The sequence below is a fragment of the Sulfitobacter sp. EhC04 genome (assembly GCF_001650875.1).
Taxonomy (GTDB): Bacteria; Pseudomonadota; Alphaproteobacteria; order Rhodobacterales; family Rhodobacteraceae; genus Sulfitobacter.
On sequence record NZ_LXYI01000029.1, the window covers coordinates 19330 to 38163 of the forward strand.

Annotated in this window: 16 protein-coding genes; 11 read left to right on the top strand and 5 right to left on the bottom strand. The window is 63.1% G+C overall.

Annotated elements, in window-relative coordinates:
- Window positions 1-427: 427 nt before the first annotated feature.
- From bmt to A8B82_RS13430, 3 genes are all read right to left on the bottom strand, one after another.
- A complete protein-coding gene (gene bmt / locus A8B82_RS13420) occupies window positions 428-1441 on the bottom strand; it encodes a betaine--homocysteine S-methyltransferase (RefSeq protein WP_067293215.1) in 1014 nt (337 codons plus the stop codon).
- 33 nt (window positions 1442-1474) lie between these two features.
- The gene (locus A8B82_RS13425) at window positions 1475-3349 is read right to left on the bottom strand and encodes a phosphatidylglycerol lysyltransferase domain-containing protein (RefSeq protein ID WP_067293218.1); all 1875 of its coding nucleotides are present in this window, start codon (window positions 3347-3349) and stop codon (window positions 1475-1477) included.
- A gap of 174 nt (window positions 3350-3523) precedes the next feature.
- Entirely contained in the window at window positions 3524-3841 is a 318-nt protein-coding gene (locus A8B82_RS13430) for a DUF1476 domain-containing protein (RefSeq protein ID WP_067293363.1), read from the bottom strand.
- A 173-nt stretch (window positions 3842-4014) separates the two neighbouring features.
- Between A8B82_RS13430 and purC the strand changes: the two genes are divergently transcribed.
- From purC to A8B82_RS13460, 6 genes are all read left to right on the top strand, one after another.
- Window positions 4015-4776, top strand: a complete 762-nt coding sequence (purC, locus tag A8B82_RS13435) for a phosphoribosylaminoimidazolesuccinocarboxamide synthase (RefSeq protein WP_067293220.1) — start codon at window positions 4015-4017, stop codon at window positions 4774-4776.
- Window positions 4777-4843: 67 nt separating this feature from the next.
- Window positions 4844-5074 carry a phosphoribosylformylglycinamidine synthase subunit PurS gene (gene purS / locus A8B82_RS13440; protein ID WP_067293223.1) on the top strand — a complete coding sequence of 77 codons (231 nt, stop codon included), beginning with the start codon at window positions 4844-4846 and terminating at the stop codon, window positions 5072-5074.
- Between the two features lie 7 nt (window positions 5075-5081).
- Window positions 5082-5549 (top strand): hypothetical protein, encoded by a 468-nt coding sequence (locus A8B82_RS13445; RefSeq protein ID WP_067293226.1) that lies wholly within the window; start codon window positions 5082-5084, stop codon window positions 5547-5549.
- On the top strand, window positions 5546-6214 hold the full coding sequence (purQ, locus tag A8B82_RS13450) for a phosphoribosylformylglycinamidine synthase subunit PurQ (RefSeq protein WP_067293228.1): 669 nt from the start codon (window positions 5546-5548) through the stop codon (window positions 6212-6214). The genes A8B82_RS13445 and purQ overlap by 4 nt, the downstream gene beginning before the upstream one ends.
- Window positions 6215-6250: 36 nt before the next feature.
- Entirely contained in the window at window positions 6251-8008 is a 1758-nt protein-coding gene (locus tag A8B82_RS13455; RefSeq protein WP_067293231.1) for a sensor histidine kinase, read from the top strand.
- Between the two features lie 5 nt (window positions 8009-8013).
- Window positions 8014-9348 carry a sigma-54-dependent transcriptional regulator gene (locus A8B82_RS13460; RefSeq protein WP_067293234.1) on the top strand — a complete coding sequence of 445 codons (1335 nt, stop codon included), beginning with the start codon at window positions 8014-8016 and terminating at the stop codon, window positions 9346-9348.
- 497 nt (window positions 9349-9845) lie between these two features.
- Here A8B82_RS13460 and A8B82_RS13465 read toward each other — a convergent pair whose 3' ends face one another.
- Window positions 9846-10136 carry a hypothetical protein gene (locus A8B82_RS13465; RefSeq protein ID WP_067293236.1) on the bottom strand — a complete coding sequence of 97 codons (291 nt, stop codon included), beginning with the start codon at window positions 10134-10136 and terminating at the stop codon, window positions 9846-9848.
- 559 nt (window positions 10137-10695) lie between these two features.
- Here A8B82_RS13465 and A8B82_RS13470 point away from each other — a divergent pair.
- Window positions 10696-13647 (top strand): Rne/Rng family ribonuclease, encoded by a 2952-nt coding sequence (locus A8B82_RS13470; RefSeq protein WP_067293239.1) that lies wholly within the window; start codon window positions 10696-10698, stop codon window positions 13645-13647.
- 148 nt (window positions 13648-13795) lie between these two features.
- Here the strand turns inward: A8B82_RS13470 and A8B82_RS13475 are convergent, their stop codons facing one another.
- Window positions 13796-14023: a sulfurtransferase TusA family protein gene (locus A8B82_RS13475; protein ID WP_067293241.1), complete on the bottom strand. Its 228-nt coding sequence runs from the start codon at window positions 14021-14023 to the stop codon at window positions 13796-13798.
- A 92-nt stretch (window positions 14024-14115) separates the two neighbouring features.
- Here A8B82_RS13475 and A8B82_RS13480 point away from each other — a divergent pair, with 92 nt between their 5' ends.
- From A8B82_RS13480 to A8B82_RS13495, 4 genes are all read left to right on the top strand, one after another.
- Window positions 14116-14868 (top strand): cytochrome c biogenesis CcdA family protein, encoded by a 753-nt coding sequence (locus A8B82_RS13480; protein WP_067293244.1) that lies wholly within the window; start codon window positions 14116-14118, stop codon window positions 14866-14868.
- Between the two features lie 316 nt (window positions 14869-15184).
- Window positions 15185-16396, top strand: a complete 1212-nt coding sequence (locus A8B82_RS13485) for a hypothetical protein (RefSeq protein WP_067293245.1) — start codon at window positions 15185-15187, stop codon at window positions 16394-16396.
- A complete protein-coding gene (locus A8B82_RS13490; RefSeq protein WP_067293248.1) occupies window positions 16393-17745 on the top strand; it encodes a cytochrome P450 in 1353 nt (450 codons plus the stop codon). The genes A8B82_RS13485 and A8B82_RS13490 overlap by 4 nt, the downstream gene beginning before the upstream one ends.
- 119 nt (window positions 17746-17864) lie before the next feature.
- Entirely contained in the window at window positions 17865-18758 is an 894-nt protein-coding gene (locus A8B82_RS13495; RefSeq protein WP_067293250.1) for a fructose bisphosphate aldolase, read from the top strand.
- Window positions 18759-18834: the final 76 nt, after the last annotated feature.

An 18834-nucleotide genomic window follows, 5' to 3' on the forward strand; every position in this document is an offset into this window, starting at 1 on the left:
GGCGATTCAAGTTTAAGGCGGGGCGCAGTAGGGCCTAAAGAGTCCGGCCTGCGCAACACCAAATTGATCGTCCATGTGCAGTGATAACCGACAAGGGTGGTAAGAGACGACCGGCGCCTTCGGCTTGATACCGGGCCTGGGTGAAAGACCGCAAGGTCCCGCTCACCGAGCTTTCGCGCGCCTTGCGGCGACGGATCGAATGGAGCCCGTTGTTGCATGAGGCGCTGGCCGCCTCGCTTCATTGCGGAAGGCAGGCGATGGGCCATGAACCGTCGTAAGCCCCCCATGTCGAAACATGCAAGGGACGGCAGCCCTTGGCTGGCTGTCCCGTGCGCAGCGTTAACGGAATAGAAATGTGTATTAACAATGTGTTGGGTAACCCATGGGTTACCCGCCTGCCAGTTCTGCCGCCCGGTGGCTGCCGGGGTCAGCCCCTGCGGCGGCCCTTGCGTGGGGCGCGTACCGGGCCCTGGCCGTCGGTGCCGTCGCTTGCCGAGGAAAAATCACCCAATGTGGCGGCGATCTCTTCCAGTGTCGGGGCGTCGCCCTTGGGCTGGCTGTCCAGTGCCGCGCGCATGGCCACCAGGTGCTCCGGCATGGTGCCACAGCAGCCGCCGATGATCGTGGCCCCGCAGTTGCGCGCCATCACCGCGTATTTGCCCATCAGTTCCGGCGTGCCGTCATAGTGGATATGACCGTCGTGATACTTCGGAATACCCGCATTGCCCTTGGAGATGATCGGCAATGTGCCGCCCTTGGCAGCAAAGCCCAGCACCGTGCGCAAAAGGTCCGATGCCCCGGTGCCGCAATTCGCGCCATAGGCCATGGGCCGGTTGTCCAACCCATGCACCATATCGACCATCGCCTCGGAGGTGACGCCCATCATGGTCCGGCCCGCCGTGTCGAAACTCATCGTGCCGCACCAGTCCAGACCGGCCAGTGCAAAACCTTCGGCGGCGGCCTTGTATTCTTCCGGCGCGCTGATCGTTTCCAGCCAGCCGATATCGACCCCACCGGCCTTCAATCCATCGGCGGCCTCGTGAAACATCTCGACGGCCGATGCATGGCTCAGGGTGCCGACCGGCTCCATGATCTCGCCGGTTGGCCCGACCGAGCCTGCCACGATCACCTTGCGCCCGGCGGTGTCAGCCACCTCGCGCGCCAGTTCGGCAGAGACGCGGGCCAGCTCATGCACCCGCTTTTCCGCGCCATGCAGTTTCAGGCGCGAGGCATTGGCCCCAAAGCTGTTGGTCAGGAACAGGTCGCTGCCACTGTCCACCGCGCCCTTGTACAGCTTGATGATGTTCTGCGGCTCGTCAACATTCCACATCTCGGGCGCGTCGCCAGACATCAGCCCCATGTTGAACAGGTTGGTCCCGGTGGCCCCGTCGGCCAGCAGAAAGCCTTTTTCGGCCAGAAGATCGGTGAATGGATTTGACATCAGCTATACTCCGCGCGTGGTCCTTTGCCTATTTCACGCAGCCCGCCTTGGGGCAAGTTCATATTCTTCATCACCTTCATGAACCTCAAACCGGGTGCCCGGCGCCGGGTCTGGCGGATGGTGGACTTCGCGTGCGATATCGGCAAGGCAAAGCGCCAGCGCGATGCGGCTCGGTGCCGCGACATAGCGGGGCGACCAGCGCGGGGCGAAGCCGGATTTGAACTGCCGCAGCCCCGCCGCTCCGGTCCGCGCCAGCAGACGCGCGCGCAGTGGGGCCGACAGGCGATGTTTCAGCGCCGGTATATCCGGCACGGCAGCCAGGCTGAACCCGGTCCTGCCCGCCGCACGACCCGCCTCCAGCGCGGCGGTTACCAGCGCCTGCATCGTGCCGTCCGGGGCATCTGCCGACAGGCGCATCAGGTCCAGCGCCATGTCCCGCGCGCCCGCGTGAAAGGTGGCAAACCCGATCAGCCTCTCGCCGTGCCAGGCCAGAAAAACCTGCTGACCCGCGATGTAGTCGGGGCAGTACCGCCCCATGGTGCCGCCGCGTGCCGGGCCGTTCCGGCGCTGCCAGCAGGCATCAACTGCGGCCATCCGGGACAGCGGCAATGGCGTGGCGGGCATCACCCGCACCCCGGATTTTTCCGCCTGACGCAGCTTGCGGCGCAATCCTCTGCGGGCCGGTTGGTCCAGATCAAAGGTCTGCGGGTTCAGCAATGCCTCCTCAGCGATGCGCAGGACCTGCCAGCCCTGCGACCGGGCAAATGCCGCCTCCCGTGCGGTGCATTTGTAAAGACAGGCCAGCCGGTTCTCCCACCGCGCGTGGCCCCGCAAGGCGGTCAGGGCGGCGGGCGTGGTCAGCGGTGCGGCGCCGGGCAGCACAACCAGCGCCTGACCACTGCGCCAAAGCGCCATTGCACTGCCGCCAAGCTGTTCCACCTGGCCACCGTTCTGCCGCAACAGACCCAGTTCCGCGCGCCCTTCGCCATGGGGGATTGGCGCGGGCGGTGCCGGAACCTTCAGCGACAGGGGCCGGATCAGGGCCAGCGCGCCAATCACCGCAGGCAGCGCGTAATACAGTGCGCGGTATCCCATGATCGCAGCAATCAGCGCCGCATCCGGGACAGCAGGCAGCAGGCTGAGCAGGACCAGCTCAAACGGGCCAACCCCACCCGGCGCGCCCGACAGCAGCCCGGCACCAAAGGCCAGCAGGAACACCGGCAGGAAGAGGGCGAAGCCGACTGTGCCTGCCGGGACCAGCAGGTAAAGCACCAGCGCCGCTGCCAGCATGTCCAAAGCGGCCCAAAGCACGATGGCACCCTGGGCCCGCAGCGTCGGCAGGCTGGGCCACCACCGCGCCAGACGCAGGCGCGGGCCAAAGGCCAGCAGACCGGAACAAAGCGGCAGCAGGGGCAGCGCGATGGCGGCAGGCAATATGGTCCGGCCCGGCGCGGGCAGGACGGTGCAGGCCAGCGCGGTGATCCAGAGCCAGGCGGCCAGAAAACTGAGCGAGACAAAGACCGACAGTTGCAACGCGCGCCCGACCCCCAGACCGGGCAGCAGGCGATGGCGCACCAGCGCGCCGGTGACCACCCCAAAGCCGAGGGTCTGGGCCAGTGCAATGGCGATCACGCCACTGCGCCGGGCGACCGCTGGCGGCACCCCGGTGCCGAAATGGCGGTGCGACAACCCGTCGTATCGTCCCATGGCCCAGAAGCTGACCGCGACACAGCCAAGTGCCAGAAAGATGTTGAACCCGCCGCCAGTCAGGCTGGCGGGCAGGGCGGTGGGCATGTTTTGGCCGACCTGCTGATGGACCAGCCACAGACAGCCCGCCGTGAGGGCCAAAGGCCCCAGAAAACGCGCGCCCCGCGCCAGATGCCGCGATGCGGCTGCGATATTTGCCATGGTTTGCTGTCCCCCGTATCACCCATGCGCAGCGACAATAGGGGGCGGGAGCGGTCAAAAGGTTAAGCTGTGGCCATGAAACGCAAAAACGCGCCTTCCATTTGAATGAAAGACGCGTTGAATTGTTGCGGAAGGCGGGCCTTTGCGGAGGCCCTTCGCGCCGGGTCTCAGATCTCAGTCGATCTCGCTCAGGATCTGGGCCTTTGCCTCGGTCATCAGGGCGGACATCTTGGCGCGGATCGTGGCCTCATCCGCCTTGTCGCCCAGATCGCCCGAGACCTTGCGAAAGACGTCTTCGTCGCCCGCTTCCTCGAAATCCGACTTGATCACCTCACGGGCATATTCCGTTGCCGCATCGCCGGTCTTGCCCAGCAGGTCGGCAGCCCAGAGACCCAGCAGCTTGTTGCGCCGCGCCTCGGCCTTGAACTGCATTTCAGCGTCATGGGCGTATTTGTTCTCAAAGGCGTTCTCGCGGTCTTTCATCGTGGTCATCGGGTTCTCCCTGGCAATATCTGTCTGACCATAGATGTGGGTGCAGGGGCGGGCGGACGCAAGGGAAAACCGGCCCAAGGCGTGCTTGCGGTGCGCGCACCCATAGACTAAGAGGAGCGCAAACGGGCCTTGCATCTTTTCTCCCGGCTGGCCCCCTTGCGGAAAGGACGCCCATGGCCCGGCGCACCAAGATTTACGAAGGCAAAGCGAAAATCCTCTACGAAGGTCCGGAACCCGGCACCATCGTGCAGTATTTCAAGGATGACGCCACCGCCTTCAACGCGCAGAAGAAGGACGTGATCGAGGGCAAGGGCGTGTTGAACAACCGCCTGAGCGAATTTTTCATGACCGGGTTGAACCAGATCGGGGTGCCGACGCATTTCATCAAGCGGCTGAACATGCGCGAACAACTGGTGCGCCAGTGCGAGATCATCCCGCTGGAAGTGATTGTGCGCAACTTCGCCGCCGGGTCGATGGCCAAGCGGCTGGGGATCGAGGAGGGGCTGCAACTGCCGCGTCCGATCGTCGAATATTGCTACAAGGACGACAAGCTGGGCGATCCGCTGGTCACCGAGGAACATATCGCGGCCTTTGGCTGGGCCAGCCAGCAGGACATGGACGATATCCTGAGCCTTGCGCTGCGGGTGAACGATTTCCTCAGTGGCGTGATGATGGCGGTCGGGATCAAGCTGGTGGATTTCAAGATCGAGATCGGCCGCGTCTATGACGGCGATTTCCAGCGCCTGATCATCGCAGACGAGATCAGCCCGGACAGTTGCCGGTTGTGGGACATCGAGACTGGTCAGAAGCTGGACAAGGACGTGTTCCGCCGTGACCTTGGTTCACTCACCGACGCCTATACCGAAGTGGCGCGCCGGTTGGGTGTGATGCCCAAGTCCTCCACGCCGATTTCCAAACCGACCCTCATCAACTGAGGCGGGCGGGACAGAGGCGGGCGGGGCGCTTGAGTATTTTTGGCATAAAGAAGCGAGGGGACGCGCCATGAAAGCACGCGTGCATGTGATGTTGAAGAACGGGGTCCTGGACCCCCAGGGCGAAGCAGTGCGTCATGCGCTTGGCGCGCTTGGCTTTGACGGGGTCAACGGGGTGCGCCAGGGCAAGGTGATCGAACTGGACCTGGCCGAGGGCACCACCGAGGCTGATGTGACGGCGATGTGCGAAAAACTGCTGGCCAATACGGTGATCGAATCCTACGCGGTGGATATCGGGTAGTTCCGGCGTGAGCCGCCCCTATTTGTGGCGTAACGATGTGACAGGCCGCGCGGTCAGCTGGCGGGTCTGGGTGCTGATCTGGCTTTGTCCGGTCATTTTCGCGCTGGCTGCGGTCTGGCTTTTTGCCCAGACGTGGTACGATCTGACCCATAGCGTCGAGGCCGACGCGCAGGTCGTGCGCATTTACCGTTGGGATGACACCGGCGGGGTCGCGCCCCTGATGCGCTATACAGACCCGCAAGGACAGACGCATGAGGCAACGCCGGGATTGCGTCACCCCGATTGGGATTTCGAGATTGGCAGCACCCGTCCGATCCGCTATTTCCCCGACAGGCAGGGCGACATCATCCTGCCCGGTGCGCATAACTGGTTCGTGGCGCAGGTCATCGCGGTGATCGCGCTGGTTCTTGTGATCCCTGCACTGATTTTGCACAGGCGCTTGCGCCGATGGCTGAAAGAAAGGTCCGTGGCATGAAAGCTGCTGTTGTCGTATTCCCGGGGTCCAATTGCGACCGCGATCTTGCCGTGGCTTTGCGGGCTGCGGGGGCGGAGGTTCAGATGGTCTGGCACAAGGACAGCGCGCTGCCCGAGGGAATCGACATGGTCGGCATTCCCGGCGGGTTCTCCTATGGCGATTACCTGCGCTGCGGGGCCATTGCCGCGCAATCCCCGATCTGTGGCGCGGTCAAGGCCCATGCGGAGCGCGGCGGTTACGTGCTGGGGATCTGCAACGGTTTTCAGGTGCTGACGGAAACCGGGCTGCTGCCGGGGGCCCTGCTGCGCAATGCGGGGCTGAAATATATCTGCAAGACCGTGGGCCTGAAGGTGGAGACATCGGACAGCGATTTCACCGCAGGCTATAACGCCGGTGACGTGATCGACATTCCGATTGCGCATCACGACGGCAATTATTTTGCCGATGCGGACACCCTTGCCCGGTTGAAGGGCGATGACCGCGTGGCCTTTACCTATACCGACAACCCGAACGGGGCGCAGGCGGACATTGCCGGCATCCTGTCTGCGAACCGCAGGGTGCTGGGCATGATGCCGCACCCCGAGCGGGCGGCGGACGCGGGCCATGGCGGCACCGACGGGGTGGCGCTCTTCCGCGCATTGGCCGGGGCGCTGATCACGGCCTGACTTGAGTGCGCTGGCCCTTGCGCGTAGATTGCGCGGATGGCGGAAGCAACTGACAATCGGCGGACATTGACGGTCTCCTGGCGGGTCCGGGTGGCCATTGGCGTGCTGATGTTGCTGGCGGTTGCGGTGATTTCGGTCACCAACAGCCTGCTGACCGACCGTTTTACCGAAAGCACCCGCAGCCGCGCGGAACTGCGGATTGCGCTTTATTCGGGGAACCTGCTGGCGGAGTTGCGCCAGAACGCGATTGTCCCGCAACTGCTGGCGCGTGATCCCACGCTGATCGGCGCGCTGGAATCGGCGGATTATTCGCTCTCGACCCAGCGGCTGATCTCCTTTGTCGAGGAGATCGGGGCGGCGTCGCTGATGCTTTATGATCTGGACGGGCGCACGGTCGCTGCGACGGACCGCAACAAGCTGGGCGCGACCCATCGGTCGGATGCCTATTTTGTCGATGCGATCCGGTCCAATGCCACGATCTTCAGCACCATCAAGGTGGATGGCGGCGGCTACAAGTTCATGTATTCACGGCGTATTCAGGACGGCGGTGCCACGCTGGGCGTGATCGCGGTCGAGGTGGATCTGCAAAAGTTCGAACGCGCCTGGGCGGGTATTTCGGACGCGGTGATCGTGATGGACAGCGCCGGAGAGATCATTCTGGCGACCGAACCGCGCTGGCGTGGCCGGACCGAGCCTGAGGCGCTGTCGACCCAGCCCGCGCGCACTGCCATCGAGCGGGCGATCAAGGTGACCGCGGACTGGACCGCGCTGCCGCCCGATGCCTATCTGCAGGGCGAGGCGGTGATGCGGCTGGAAAACAAGATTCCGTTCCGGGGCTGGCGCATGACCAGCTATACCACCTACGCCTCGGTGCGCGAAAAGGTGAACGGCGTGCTGGCGCTGGAGGTGATGGGCTTTGCCATCCTGCTGGCGCTGGCGTTCTATTTCCTCAGCCGCCGCACCGCAGGCAGGCTGGCGATCTTTCAGCGCGAGTCGGCCAAGTTGCGCGCATTGAATGCGGCCTTGCAGCGGGAAATCGCCGAGCGCAAGAGGGTGCAGGAAACTCTGGCGGTGGCCGAACAGACGCTTGAGCAATCAAGCAAACTGGCGGCGCTGGGGGAAATGTCCGCCGCCGTGAGCCATGAATTGAACCAGCCGCTGGCGGCGATGAAGACCTATCTTGCCGGGGCGCGGCTGCTGCTGCGGCGCAACCGGCCGGAGGAGGCGCTGTCGTCTTTCGGGCGCATCGACGATCTGATCGAGCGGATGGGCGCGATCACCCGGCAGCTGAAATCCTATGCCCGCAAGGGGCAGGAGGCATTTTCGCCGGTCGACATGGGGGCGGCGCTGGCCTCCAGCCTGTCGATGATGGAACCGCAGCTGCGCCAGCGGCAGGTCCAGATCAGCCGCATCCTGCCCGATGCCCCGGTGATGGTGATGGGCGACCGGATGCGGATTGAACAGGTTCTGGTCAACCTCTTGCGCAATGCGCTGGACGCCACCAAGTCTGAAAGGAACCCGCAGGTGGAGATCATGCTGAGCGCGGGGGAGACGGCGACACTGACCGTGCGCGACAACGGGCCGGGGATCGAAGACCTCGACGCGCTGTTCGAACCGTTCTACACGACCAAACAGCCCGGTGACGGCGTTGGTCTGGGCCTTGCCATCTCAAGCGGGATCGTCGCCGATCTGGGCGGCAGGCTGACGGCACGGAACGGACAGGGCGGTGGCGCAGTTTTTGAAATGCAACTGCCCATTCTGGGCGACACGACAAATATGGAAGCGGCGGAGTAACGGCTATGGCACAGGCAATGAAGATCGCGATTGTCGATGACGAACAGGACATGCGGCAGTCCATCAGCCAGTGGCTGGCGCTGTCGGGATATGACACGGAGACTTTCGGGTCGGCCGAGGATGCGCTGAAAAAGCTGGGGCCGGATTACCCCGGTATCGTGATTTCGGACATCAAGATGCCCGGCATGGACGGCATGCAGTTCCTGAAAAAGCTGATGGGCAATGACAGCGCCTTGCCGGTGATCATGATCACCGGGCACGGTGATGTGCCGATGGCGGTGGAGGCGATGCGGGTGGGGGCCTTCGATTTCCTGGAGAAACCCTTCAACCCGGACCGGATGAACGAACTGGCCAAGAAGGCCACGCTGGCGCGGCGGCTGGTGATGGACAACCGCGCATTGCGGCGTGAACTCTCTGACGGCGGCCAGCTGATGAAAAAGCTGATCGGCCAGAGCCCGGTGATGGAGCGTCTGCGCGAGGATATCCTCGATCTGGGGCAGGCCGATGGCCATGTGCTGATCGACGGGGAAACCGGCACGGGCAAGACCTTGGTGGCCCATGCGCTGCATGCGGTGGGCAGCCGGGCGGGCAAGAAATTCGTGCTGGTCAGCTGCGGCGCGCTGGAGGAAGACGCGCTGAGCAAGCGTCTGTTCGGCCCGATGCTGCCCGAGGACACGCAACTGCCCGCCATCGAAGAGGCGCGCGGCGGCACCTTGGTGCTGGAGGACGTGGAGGCGTTGTCAGAAACCCTGCAGGCGCGTTTGCTGAGTGTGATCAACGAACAGGGCACGCCCGCCGAGACCCGGATCGTGGCGATCTCGAATCTGCAGGAAGCGGGGCGCACCTCGGAAGATGCGCTGCGTTCGGATCTGTTCTACCGCCTTGCGGCGCTGCGCATCACCGTGCCGCCGCTGCGCCAGCGGGGAGAGGATATCCTGACGCTGTTCACCCGGCTGTCGGATCAGTTCGCCGATGAATACGGCTGTGACGCGCCGCAGGTCAGCGCGCAGGAGGCCGCACAGCTGTTGCAGGCCCCCTGGCCGGGCAATGTGCGCCAGTTGATCAATGTGGCCGAGCGCGCGGTGCTGCAATCGCGGCGCGGATCGGGGACCATCGCATCGCTGCTGATGTCCGATCACGACGAGATGCAGCCGGTGATGACCACCGAAGGCAAGCCGCTGAAGGAATATGTGGAAGCCTTCGAGCGGATGCTGATCGACAACACGATGCGCCGCCACAAAGGGTCCATTGCCAGTGTGATGGACGAGCTTTGCCTGCCCCGGCGGACCCTGAACGAGAAGATGGCCAAATACGGGCTGCAACGCTCGGATTACCTGTAGAGCATCGGATATGCGGGATCAGCAGATTAGAGGCCGGACGCCTTGAACCCGTTGATGCTGGCGCGGTGGCGGAGGTCATGCGCGCCGTCACAGTTGCTGTTTTTCGCGATAGCGCTCTGCAATTCTCTGCCCGATGCGGTCTCATGACCCTCCCGTGGAGACATGTCAAAAATGACATGTCTTCACGGGAGGGTGTGAACTGCCCGGGCGAATGAGCGGGTGCATGCAGGTCGCAGGAAAACGGCCAGAGCGGCAGCATTGTGACCCAGTCCCGTGTTTTGGCAAGAGATCGGCATGTATGCTGAATGCCGGAGGGCTTTGGCCATCGCGTCATAGCCTGACCCAGTTTGAATACCGGATCTTTGCCAGATTGCAGCCACGGGCGGGAACCGGCGGATTACCTTTGATCCAAACGCACCAGGCCGCCCCCTGGGCGGCCTGGCGGAAATTCTTTCAAAAGAATTTGCCCGGAATTTTCGAAAATTCCGGCCCCCCGATCAGCCCCGGCGGTTTTCCACGATGGACTGTGCCTGGCCTTCGTCATTGGTAAAGCAGGTCCAGTAGGGGGCGTTGGGCACGTTCACGATATATTGGTTTATCTCGACAATCGGGATCGTCGTATTGATTGCGGCACCGGTCACGCCGGTTTCATTCTCCACCGCCGAAATGCAGCTTTTGGTGGCGCGCAATTGCGCCCGCGCCACCGGGTCATTGGCCACGGCAACCTCGTCACAGGCGGCAAGCGCCAGCAGGGACAGGAAAAGGGCAGGGCGCAGAAGTCTTGGCATGGCAGGTCCTTTGGTATCAAGGCGGCCAGCGGGGGGCCGCAAAATGCATATTGGCGCGTGCACCGTGCAGCCGGTTTGCGCGCAGGGACTGTCCCCAAGCGGGTGCTTGTTGTCAAGCTTTGCCCCGTTTTGAACCGCATTCGATGTGAACCGGAACGATTGCCCATTGTCATTTGTCCCCCAAACCTCTTAACTGGTAACAGGGGGGATTGCGGCTTCAATGCAGCAATCCGACACCCCGCAAACAGTTTCGCTGTTGACGCGCGCCCCACCGGGACCGCCTGAACAGACCGATTGGGCCGGAAACGGCCAAAGAACCGCTGACGGTCCGGGCAATGCCCCCTGAAAAACCGCAGTACAATAATGGGTATGGCCGCCTTCGGGGGGATACATATCGGAGAAGAAACGCGATGACGCGCGCGAGTGCCAAGAGCAGACGATCAGAGGCCGGTATCGGCCCCGTTTTTGCGCCGTCCCCCATCGCCCTGACAAGTCTCATCACGCAGCCTTTGGCCCCCCCTGGGAGGACAGTGGCGCGCGTGCTGTGCAAAGTGGATTTATGCCTAAGAAAATGCTTATCGATGCCACCCACGCGGAAGAAACCCGTGTTGTGGTCGTGGACGGAAACAAGGTTGAAGAGTTCGATTTCGAATCCGAAAACAAACGCCAGCTTGCTGGCAACATCTATCTCGCCAAGGTAACACGGGTCGAACCGTCGCTTCAGGCGGCGTTCATCGACTATGGCGGCAACCGTCACGGTTTCCTCGCCTTTTCCGAGATTCATCCGGATTACTACCAGATCCCAGTTGCCGACCGTCAGGCGCTGCTGGAAGAGGAACGCGCCTATGCCGAGGCCCAGGCGGCCCGCGAGGAAGAGGAAGACAAGCCCAAGCGGTCGTCTTCGCGCTCGCGGTCGCGCAGCCGGTCGAGTTCCAAGGCAGCGGATGTCACAACCCAGGATGCCACCACATCCGGCGATATCAACGGGATGGAAACGGTCGATCTGACCGAGGACGACGAGGTCGAGGTCAGCGATGACGAGGCTTCCTCTCCGATGGAGCGGGTCAGCGAGACACCTGTTGAAACACCTGCCGTTGACGAGGACGACCAGGACGACGACGGCAACAGCGACACCTCCGACGATGATGGCGATGACAACAGCGGCGATGCCTCGGACAAGGACGACAGTATCGAATCCGTCGCCGACGAGGACGACAGTGAAGACATCCGCCCGGCGCGCAAGCCCCGGCCCAAGCGCTACAAGATCCAGGAAGTCATCAAGGTGCGTCAGATCCTGCTGGTGCAGGTCGTCAAGGAAGAGCGTGGCAACAAGGGTGCGGCGCTGACCACCTATCTGTCGCTGGCGGGCCGCTATTGCGTGCTGATGCCCAACACCGCCCGTGGCGGCGGCATTTCGCGCAAGATCACCAATGCGGCGGACCGCAAGAAGCTGAAAGAGATCGCAAACGAGATCAAGGTGCCGCAGGGCGCCGGGCTGATCGTGCGCACCGCCGGTGCCAAGCGCACAAAGGCCGAGATCAAGCGCGATTACGAATACCTGCAACGCCTGTGGGAACAGATCCGCGAGCTGACGCTGAAAAGCATGGCACCCGCCAAGATCTATGAGGAAGGCGACCTGATCAAACGGTCGATCCGCGACCTTTACAACCGCGACATCGACGAGATCCATGTGGAGGGCGAGCGCGGCTATCGCATCGCCAAGGACTTCATGAAGATGATCATGCCGTCCCACGCCAAGAACGTGAAACGCTATGAAGAACGGCTGCCGCTGTTTGCGCGCTATCAGGTGGAAACCTACCTCAGCGGCATGTTCAACCCGACGGTGCAGCTGCCTTCGGGGGGCTATATCGTGATCGGCGTGACCGAGGCGCTGGTGGCCATCGACGTGAACTCCGGCCGTGCCACCAAGGAAGGCTCGATCGAGCAGACTGCGCTCAAGACCAACCTGGAGGCCGCCGACGAGGTGGCGCGCCAGTTGCGTCTGCGTGACCTTGCCGGGCTGATTGTCATCGACTTTATCGACATGGACGAGCGCAAGAACAACGCCTCCGTCGAGAAGCGGATGAAAGACAAGCTCAAGACAGACCGCGCGCGCATCCAGATTGGCCGCATTTCGGGCTTTGGCCTGATGGAGATGTCGCGCCAGCGTCTGCGCCCCGGCATGATCGAGGCGACGACACAGCCCTGTCAGGCCTGCCATGGCACCGGCCTGATCCGCAGTGACGACAACCTCGCCTTGTCGATCATCCGCCAGATCGAGGAAGAAGGCACCCGCCGCCGGTCCCGCGAGGTGCTGATCAAGGCACCGGTGGCGATCGCGAACTTTCTGATGAACCAGAAGCGCGAACATGTGGCGCAATGCGAGGCGCGTTATGGCATGTCCGTGCGCATCGAGGGGGATCCGCATCTGATCAGCCCCGAATTCAGCATGGAAAAGTTCAAGACCGCGACCCGCGTCGTGCCGCCGACCAACCATGTGGTGTCGGTTGACACTTCGCTGATGGACAAGATCGACGAGGATGATGCCGCCGCGGCGGAAGAGGCCGACCGCGCCGAAGAAGACGCCGGTGAGGCGGCTGAGGAGCGGGATGGCCAAAGCCAGGCCAGCGGGTCGTCCTCCAACGGGTCGTCCTCCAACGGGTCGTCATCCAGCGGGTCCTCCTCTGAGGGTGAGGGCAAGCCCAAGCGGCGCCGCAGGCGTCGGCGGAGCCGGTCCAAGAGCAAATCGAACGGTGATTATCAGGGCGGCGATCAATCCTCCGACAACGCGGAGTCGGGTGACGACGATCAGAAGTCTGATGACGATGCCGGCAAGGTAGCGGCGAAGTCCGCATCCAATGAGGCTGCCGAAACCGCCGGGGAACCTGCGGCCGAGGAGGCAAAGGCAAAAGACGATCCGGCTGCGGCGGAGACCAAGAAAAAGCCGTCGACCCGGAGCCGGTCGCGCAGCACATCTGCCAAGGCGAAAGCCGAGGCTGCGGCGGACGCGGATGCCACGTCATCGGCACCTGCTGAAGCGGCAGAAGCTGCGGATGCCGAGGCTGCGCCCAAGCCCAAGTCGAAGCCGAAATCGACCCGGTCCCGCAGCACGTCCAAGGCCAAGTCAGCGCCAGCGGCGGAAGAAACCGCCACGGATGCGCCTGCCACGGATGCGCCTGCCAAGGAAACGACGGCCAAGGCTACGGCGGCCAAGCCGAAAACGACCCGCAGCCGGGCCAAACCAAAGCCCAAGGCTGATCCAAAGGCGGAGGCGCCGGCAGCATCTGCCGAAGGTGCCGCCAAGGTCGAGGACACCGCGCCGGACCCTGTGGTCGCGGAACAGGCAGAGGACAAGCCAAGCGCCGCCCCGGCGAAACAGGCGGCGGCACCCAGCGTGACGGCAACGCCCGAGCCGGAGGCGGCCAAGCCCGAGCCCGCGCCAGAGGCGGCACCGGAAGAGGTTGCCGAGAAAAAGCCGAAGAAACGCGGCTGGTGGTCCCTGGGCGGCTGAGGTCGCGACTGACCCTGATGAACGTCCACAGGCCCTACAGCGTCCCGCCTTTAACCTGATACACTCCGTATCGCCGATGTAGCGCGAAGCGCGGCAGGGTATCGGCGATTCAAGTTTAAGGCGGGGCGCTTTAGCGCCCCGCCTTTTGCTATCCGCCCTTGCGCACGAGATAGACCTGGGCTGCGCCCTCTTCCTGTGTTTCCACCAGGGTGTGACCCGCCTCGGCGCAGAAATGCGGCACATCCACGATGGCGGCGGGATCATCCGCGCGCATCGCGATGCAATCGCCCGGTGACAATGCAGCCAGACGTTTGCGCAGTTTCAGCACGGGCAGGGGGCAGAGCAGCCCGATGGCGTCGAGGTCTTGTGTGATCATGTTGCCGGGATAGGACAGATGTTACACCCCGTCCACAGGCTTGTGACCAGCTTGGGCGTGACGCGGCTGCGCAACGGGTTTATGGGTTGCGGATGTTTGGTATCGAACTCATTGACGCGGGTCTATTTCCCGCCATGCTGGTCGCGCTTCTGGCGGGGGTGATCAGTTTTCTCAGCCCCTGTGTGCTGCCGATCGTGCCGCCCTATCTTGCCTATATGAGCGGCGTCAGCCTGGGCGATATGTCCAGCGCGGGTGCGGCGCGCAGACGTGCGGTTGTTGCTGCTGGCTGCTTTGTCCTGGGGTTGAGCACGGTTTTTCTGATCCTTGGGTTCACGGCATCGGCGTTTGGCGCGTTTTTCCTGCAAAATCAGATCGTTTTCGCGCGAATTTCAGGTGTTGTGATCATCGTGTTCGGTCTGCATTTCCTCGGGCTGTTCCGCATTCCCTTCCTCGACCGCGAGGCGCGGCTTGATGCGGGCGACAAGGGCGGGTCCAGCTTTGGCGCCTATGTGCTGGGGCTTGCCTTTGCCTTTGGCTGGACGCCCTGCATCGGGCCGCAACTGGGCGCGATCCTGTCGCTGGCGGCCTCCGAGGCTTCCGTGACGCGTGGCACGCTGTTGCTGGGGATCTATGCGGCGGGGCTTGGCATTCCGTTTCTGCTGGCGGCGATGTTCATCACCCGTGCCATGGGTCTGATGAACCGGATCAAGCCGCACATGGGGTTGATCGAGCGGATCATGGGCATCCTGCTGGTGCTGGTGGGTCTGGCGATGCTGACCGGGGCATTTTCAAGCTTTGCTTTCTGGCTGCTGGAGACTTTTCCGGCGCTGGGGTCGCTGGGGTAGCTGCGATTCCCGGCATGTGCCGGATGGATGCCAAGGTGGCTCGTCAGATGCTGCTGATGTTCTGCGCCAAGGGGTGATAGCGACAAACCCGCCGGACAAGAAGACATGTCATCGCAGACCTGCATAGAATGACATGTCTTCGCCGAGCGGTATGAGACGATCCGACCACGCAAAGCCATCCAGTATGATCCGCCGTGTTTGACGGGCGCATGAGCGCCGGGAGGCGCAGGCCTGTTGGCCATGCCCCTTCCGCTAAAGCGCCTTACTCTCGCCCGGATTTTTGGCTAGGCTTGCGCCAACAAACGAGCGGCAGGCAATGAGCGGACAGAGGCATAATCAGGTGGCGCGGCGCCGGGTGTTTTACATTCCGGGCTATGACCCCATTCATCCGCGCCGCTACCGCGAGCTGTATCGCAAGGAGGGCGCGGCACAGGCGGCGATTTCGGGCTATGATATCGCGCTCAAGCCGAAACCCAAGGGCGAGAATTACGGCTGGCACGTCGATGCTAGTATCGAGGGCGCAACCGTATCGGCGGAAGTCGAGGTGCTGGTCTGGTCCGACATCGTGCGCGACAGCATGAGCAATTCGATCCCCGCCACATACCTGCAATTGCTGCGCACGGCCTGGGTCTATATCGCCTCCGGCGCACTCTGGCGGTTGATGAAACTGCGCAAGGGGCCGGTGATCGCGGCACTTTACCCGGTGGGGATGCTGCTGGGGCAGTTGGGAATTGCCCTGGCATTGTGGCTGTTGATTTTCAAGGTAGTCGGGTTGCTGCACCCGTTGGTTGGTTTGATCACCGGTGCCTTTGCCTTTCTCTGGCTATTGCGCTGGTTCAAGAAGAAAGACGGCAAGTTCTTTGCCTATTACCTGATGCATGACTACGCCTATGCCGCCGCCACGCGCGGGGCCAATCCGCCCGCGCTTGAGGCGCGGATGGCGGCATTCAGGGACAGCATCGCGGCTGCGTTGCACGAAGACGTGGACGAGGTGCTGGTGGTTGGCCATTCTTCGGGCGCGCATCTGGGCGTGTCGGTGCTGGCCGATCTGATCCGCGCGGGCAGGGTGCCGGGGGATGGACCGGCATTGTCTTTCCTTTCTCTGGGGCAGGTGGTGCCGATGGTGTCTTTCCTGCCGGATGCGCATCGGTTGCGCGCCGACCTTGCCTATCTCTCGGCCCGCGATGATCTGACCTGGGTTGATGTGACGGCCCCCGGCGACGGCTGTGCCTTTGCGCTGTGTGATCCGGTTGCGGTGTCAGGCGTGGCCCCGGTTGGCAAGACATGGCCGCTGGTGTTCTCCGCCGCCTTCACCCAATCGCTGAGCCCCGCGCGCTGGAAAGAATTGCGCTGGCGGTTCTTCCGGCTCCATTTCCAGTACCTTTGTGCCTTTGACCGGCCAAAGGACTATGATTATTTCCGGATCACCGCAGGGCCGCTGACCCTTGCCACACGCTATGCCGGGCGGCCACCATCGAAATCGCGCATCGAGCGCGCGGTCAACAAATACACCTCGCTGGCCGCATGAGCCTGCCGCCGAAACCCGCCAGCCGCCCTGACAGGGTATCGCTGTGGCGCTATGCGCGGCTGTTTCGCGCTGACATCCTGTCGGCACAGCCTGCGCGGCTCTACCGCGCCTGGATGGCCGAATTCCGCACGCCCTTTTTTCGCAGCTACCTGATGAACCAGCCCGATCTGATCAAGACGGTGCTGAAGGACCGGCCCGAGGATTTCCCCAAATCGGAGCGCATCGGGGAGGGGCTGCGCCCGCTGCTGGGCAATTCGGTGTTCCTGACCAATGGCGAGACCTGGAAGCGCCAGCGTCGCATCATCGACCCGGCGTTCGAGGGCGGCCGCCTGCGCGAGACATTTCCCGCCATGTGGGACGCGGCAGAGGCGGCGGCGGCACGGCTGGCACCCCACACGGACAGCGTGATCGAGATCGAGGCAGAGACCAGCCATGCCGCGGCCGATGTGATCTTTCGCACGCTGTTTTCGATCCCCATCGAACACCACCTGGCGCGGGACGTGTTCGAGGAGTTCAAGGCCTATCAGCGCAGTCAGCCGCTGCTGAACCTCGCCGCCTTTGTGCCGCTGCCGCGCTGGATGCCGCGTTTCTTTCGACGCGGGACAAAGGCAAGTGCCGCCCGCATTCGCCGGTTGATCACCGAATTGACGCAAGGCCGGATGGATGAGATCGCGGCAGGCACCGCGCCCGACGATCTGGCGACCAAGATCATGACCACCGCCGACCCTGTCACGGGCGCGCGTTTTGACACCGAAGAGATGGTGGATCAGGTTGCGATCTTCTTTCTCGCCGGGCATGAGACCAGCGCTTCCGCCCTGGCCTGGACGCTGTATCTGATGGCAACCCATCCCGAGTGGCAGGACCGGCTGGCCGCAGAGGCGCAGGTGCTGGAGGCCTGCGATTTTGCGGTGATGTCGAAACTCAGGCTCAGCCGCGATGTCTTTCGCGAGGCGCTGCGCCTGTATCCGCCTGTGCCGATGATGGTTCGGGAGAACACCTGCCCGGAGCGGTTTCGCGAGCGTGACGTGAAACCCGGCGCGCAGCTGGTGCTCAGCCCCTGGCACCTGCACCGCCATGAACGCCTGTGGGACAATCCGGACGGGTTCGACCCGACGCGCTGGGGCACCGAGAATGGCCAGAAATGTCAACGCGAGGCCTATATTCCCTTTTCCGCCGGGGCGCGGGTCTGCACCGGGGCGGGATTTGCCATGGTGGAAGGGCCGCTGATCCTCTCCCGCATCCTGCGCGATTACCGGGTGGCGGCGGTGCCGGGCAAGGTGCCGGTCCCGGTGGCGCATCTGACGGTGCGTTCAGAGCGCGGAATCTGGTTGCGCCTGACGCGGCGCTGAAGCGCCCGGACGCTTGCAGGGGGCCGTTTGCGCTATCATGCGGCGGGCTCTCTACCATCGGCTGGCGTCTTGTCTTATGAATGACGCTGACAGGAATCACAGGACAGGCGGAGCTCTTCATGGCGATCAACTCAGCACAAAAGATGCAGATGACCAGCGGCAAGGGGTTCATCGCGGCCCTGGACCAATCCGGCGGATCGACCCCCAAGGCGCTGAGCCTTTATGGCGTTGAGCCCGAGGATTACAACGGCGAAGCCGAGATGTTCGCCGCGATGCATGCGATGCGCGCGCGGATCATCCTGGCGGATGATTTCACCAGCGAAAAGGTGATTGGCGCGATCCTGTTCGAGCGGACCATGGATGCAGAGATCAACGGCAAGCCTGTGGCGCAACTGCTGTGGGAAGACCGCAAGGTGGTGCCTTTCCTGAAGATCGACAAGGGATTGGAAGACACCGACCGCGATGTGCAACTGCTGAAACCGATGCCGGGTCTGGAAGACCTGCTGGCCCGCGCGGCGGAGAAGGGCATTTTCGGCACCAAGGAACGTTCCGTCATTCACGAAGCGAATGAGGCCGGCATCGAGGCGGTCGTGGCGCAGCAGTTCGAGGTGGCCAGGACCGTCTGTGCCGCGGGTCTGGTGCCGATCATCGAGCCGGAAGTGAACATCAACTCCGAAAGCAAGGCAGAGGCCGAAGAGATGCTGGCCCGCGCGTTGCTGGCACATGTTTCCGACCTGGGGCCGGACCAACTGGTGATGCTGAAGCTGACGATTCCCGAAGAGGCCGGAATTTACGACCGGCTTGCGGGGCATGACAATGTGCTGCGGGTTGTGGCGCTGTCAGGGGGCTATTCCACAGATGAGGCCTGCCGCCGTCTCAGCCGCAACCCCAAGATGATTGCGAGCTTCTCACGTGCGCTGACCGAGGGTCTGAACGTGAAGATGTCGGATGCGGATTTCAACGCGGCACTGGGCGAGAATATCGGCAAGATCTACCGCGCGTCGGTTGGCTAAGGCGCCGGACTTTTCAAAAAGTCCGGTTCGTTTTCTTCAAAGAAAACGGGCTCTGATGCATCTCTTCGTCGGGGTT

Excerpts from the sequence above, each read along its gene's own strand:
- A8B82_RS13490 (WP_067293248.1), top strand. The coding sequence starts at position 16,393 with ATGAGCCTGCCGCCGAAACCCGCCAGCCGCCCTGACAGGGTATCGCTG.
- A8B82_RS13460 (WP_067293234.1), top strand. The coding sequence starts at position 8,014 with ATGGCACAGGCAATGAAGATCGCGATTGTCGATGACGAACAGGACATG.
- A8B82_RS13465 (WP_067293236.1), bottom strand. The coding sequence starts at position 10,136 with ATGCCAAGACTTCTGCGCCCTGCCCTTTTCCTGTCCCTGCTGGCGCTT.
- A8B82_RS13495 (WP_067293250.1), top strand. The coding sequence starts at position 17,865 with ATGGCGATCAACTCAGCACAAAAGATGCAGATGACCAGCGGCAAGGGG.
- A8B82_RS13430 (WP_067293363.1), bottom strand. The coding sequence starts at position 3,841 with ATGACCACGATGAAAGACCGCGAGAACGCCTTTGAGAACAAATACGCC.
- purS (WP_067293223.1), top strand. The coding sequence starts at position 4,844 with ATGAAAGCACGCGTGCATGTGATGTTGAAGAACGGGGTCCTGGACCCC.
- bmt (WP_067293215.1), bottom strand. The coding sequence starts at position 1,441 with ATGTCAAATCCATTCACCGATCTTCTGGCCGAAAAAGGCTTTCTGCTG.
- A8B82_RS13425 (WP_067293218.1), bottom strand. The coding sequence starts at position 3,349 with ATGGCAAATATCGCAGCCGCATCGCGGCATCTGGCGCGGGGCGCGCGT.
- purC (WP_067293220.1), top strand. The coding sequence starts at position 4,015 with ATGGCCCGGCGCACCAAGATTTACGAAGGCAAAGCGAAAATCCTCTAC.
- A8B82_RS13455 (WP_067293231.1), top strand. The coding sequence starts at position 6,251 with ATGGCGGAAGCAACTGACAATCGGCGGACATTGACGGTCTCCTGGCGG.
- A8B82_RS13480 (WP_067293244.1), top strand. The coding sequence starts at position 14,116 with ATGTTTGGTATCGAACTCATTGACGCGGGTCTATTTCCCGCCATGCTG.
- A8B82_RS13485 (WP_067293245.1), top strand. The coding sequence starts at position 15,185 with ATGAGCGGACAGAGGCATAATCAGGTGGCGCGGCGCCGGGTGTTTTAC.
- A8B82_RS13475 (WP_067293241.1), bottom strand. The coding sequence starts at position 14,023 with ATGATCACACAAGACCTCGACGCCATCGGGCTGCTCTGCCCCCTGCCC.
- purQ (WP_067293228.1), top strand. The coding sequence starts at position 5,546 with ATGAAAGCTGCTGTTGTCGTATTCCCGGGGTCCAATTGCGACCGCGAT.
- A8B82_RS13470 (WP_067293239.1), top strand. The coding sequence starts at position 10,696 with ATGCCTAAGAAAATGCTTATCGATGCCACCCACGCGGAAGAAACCCGT.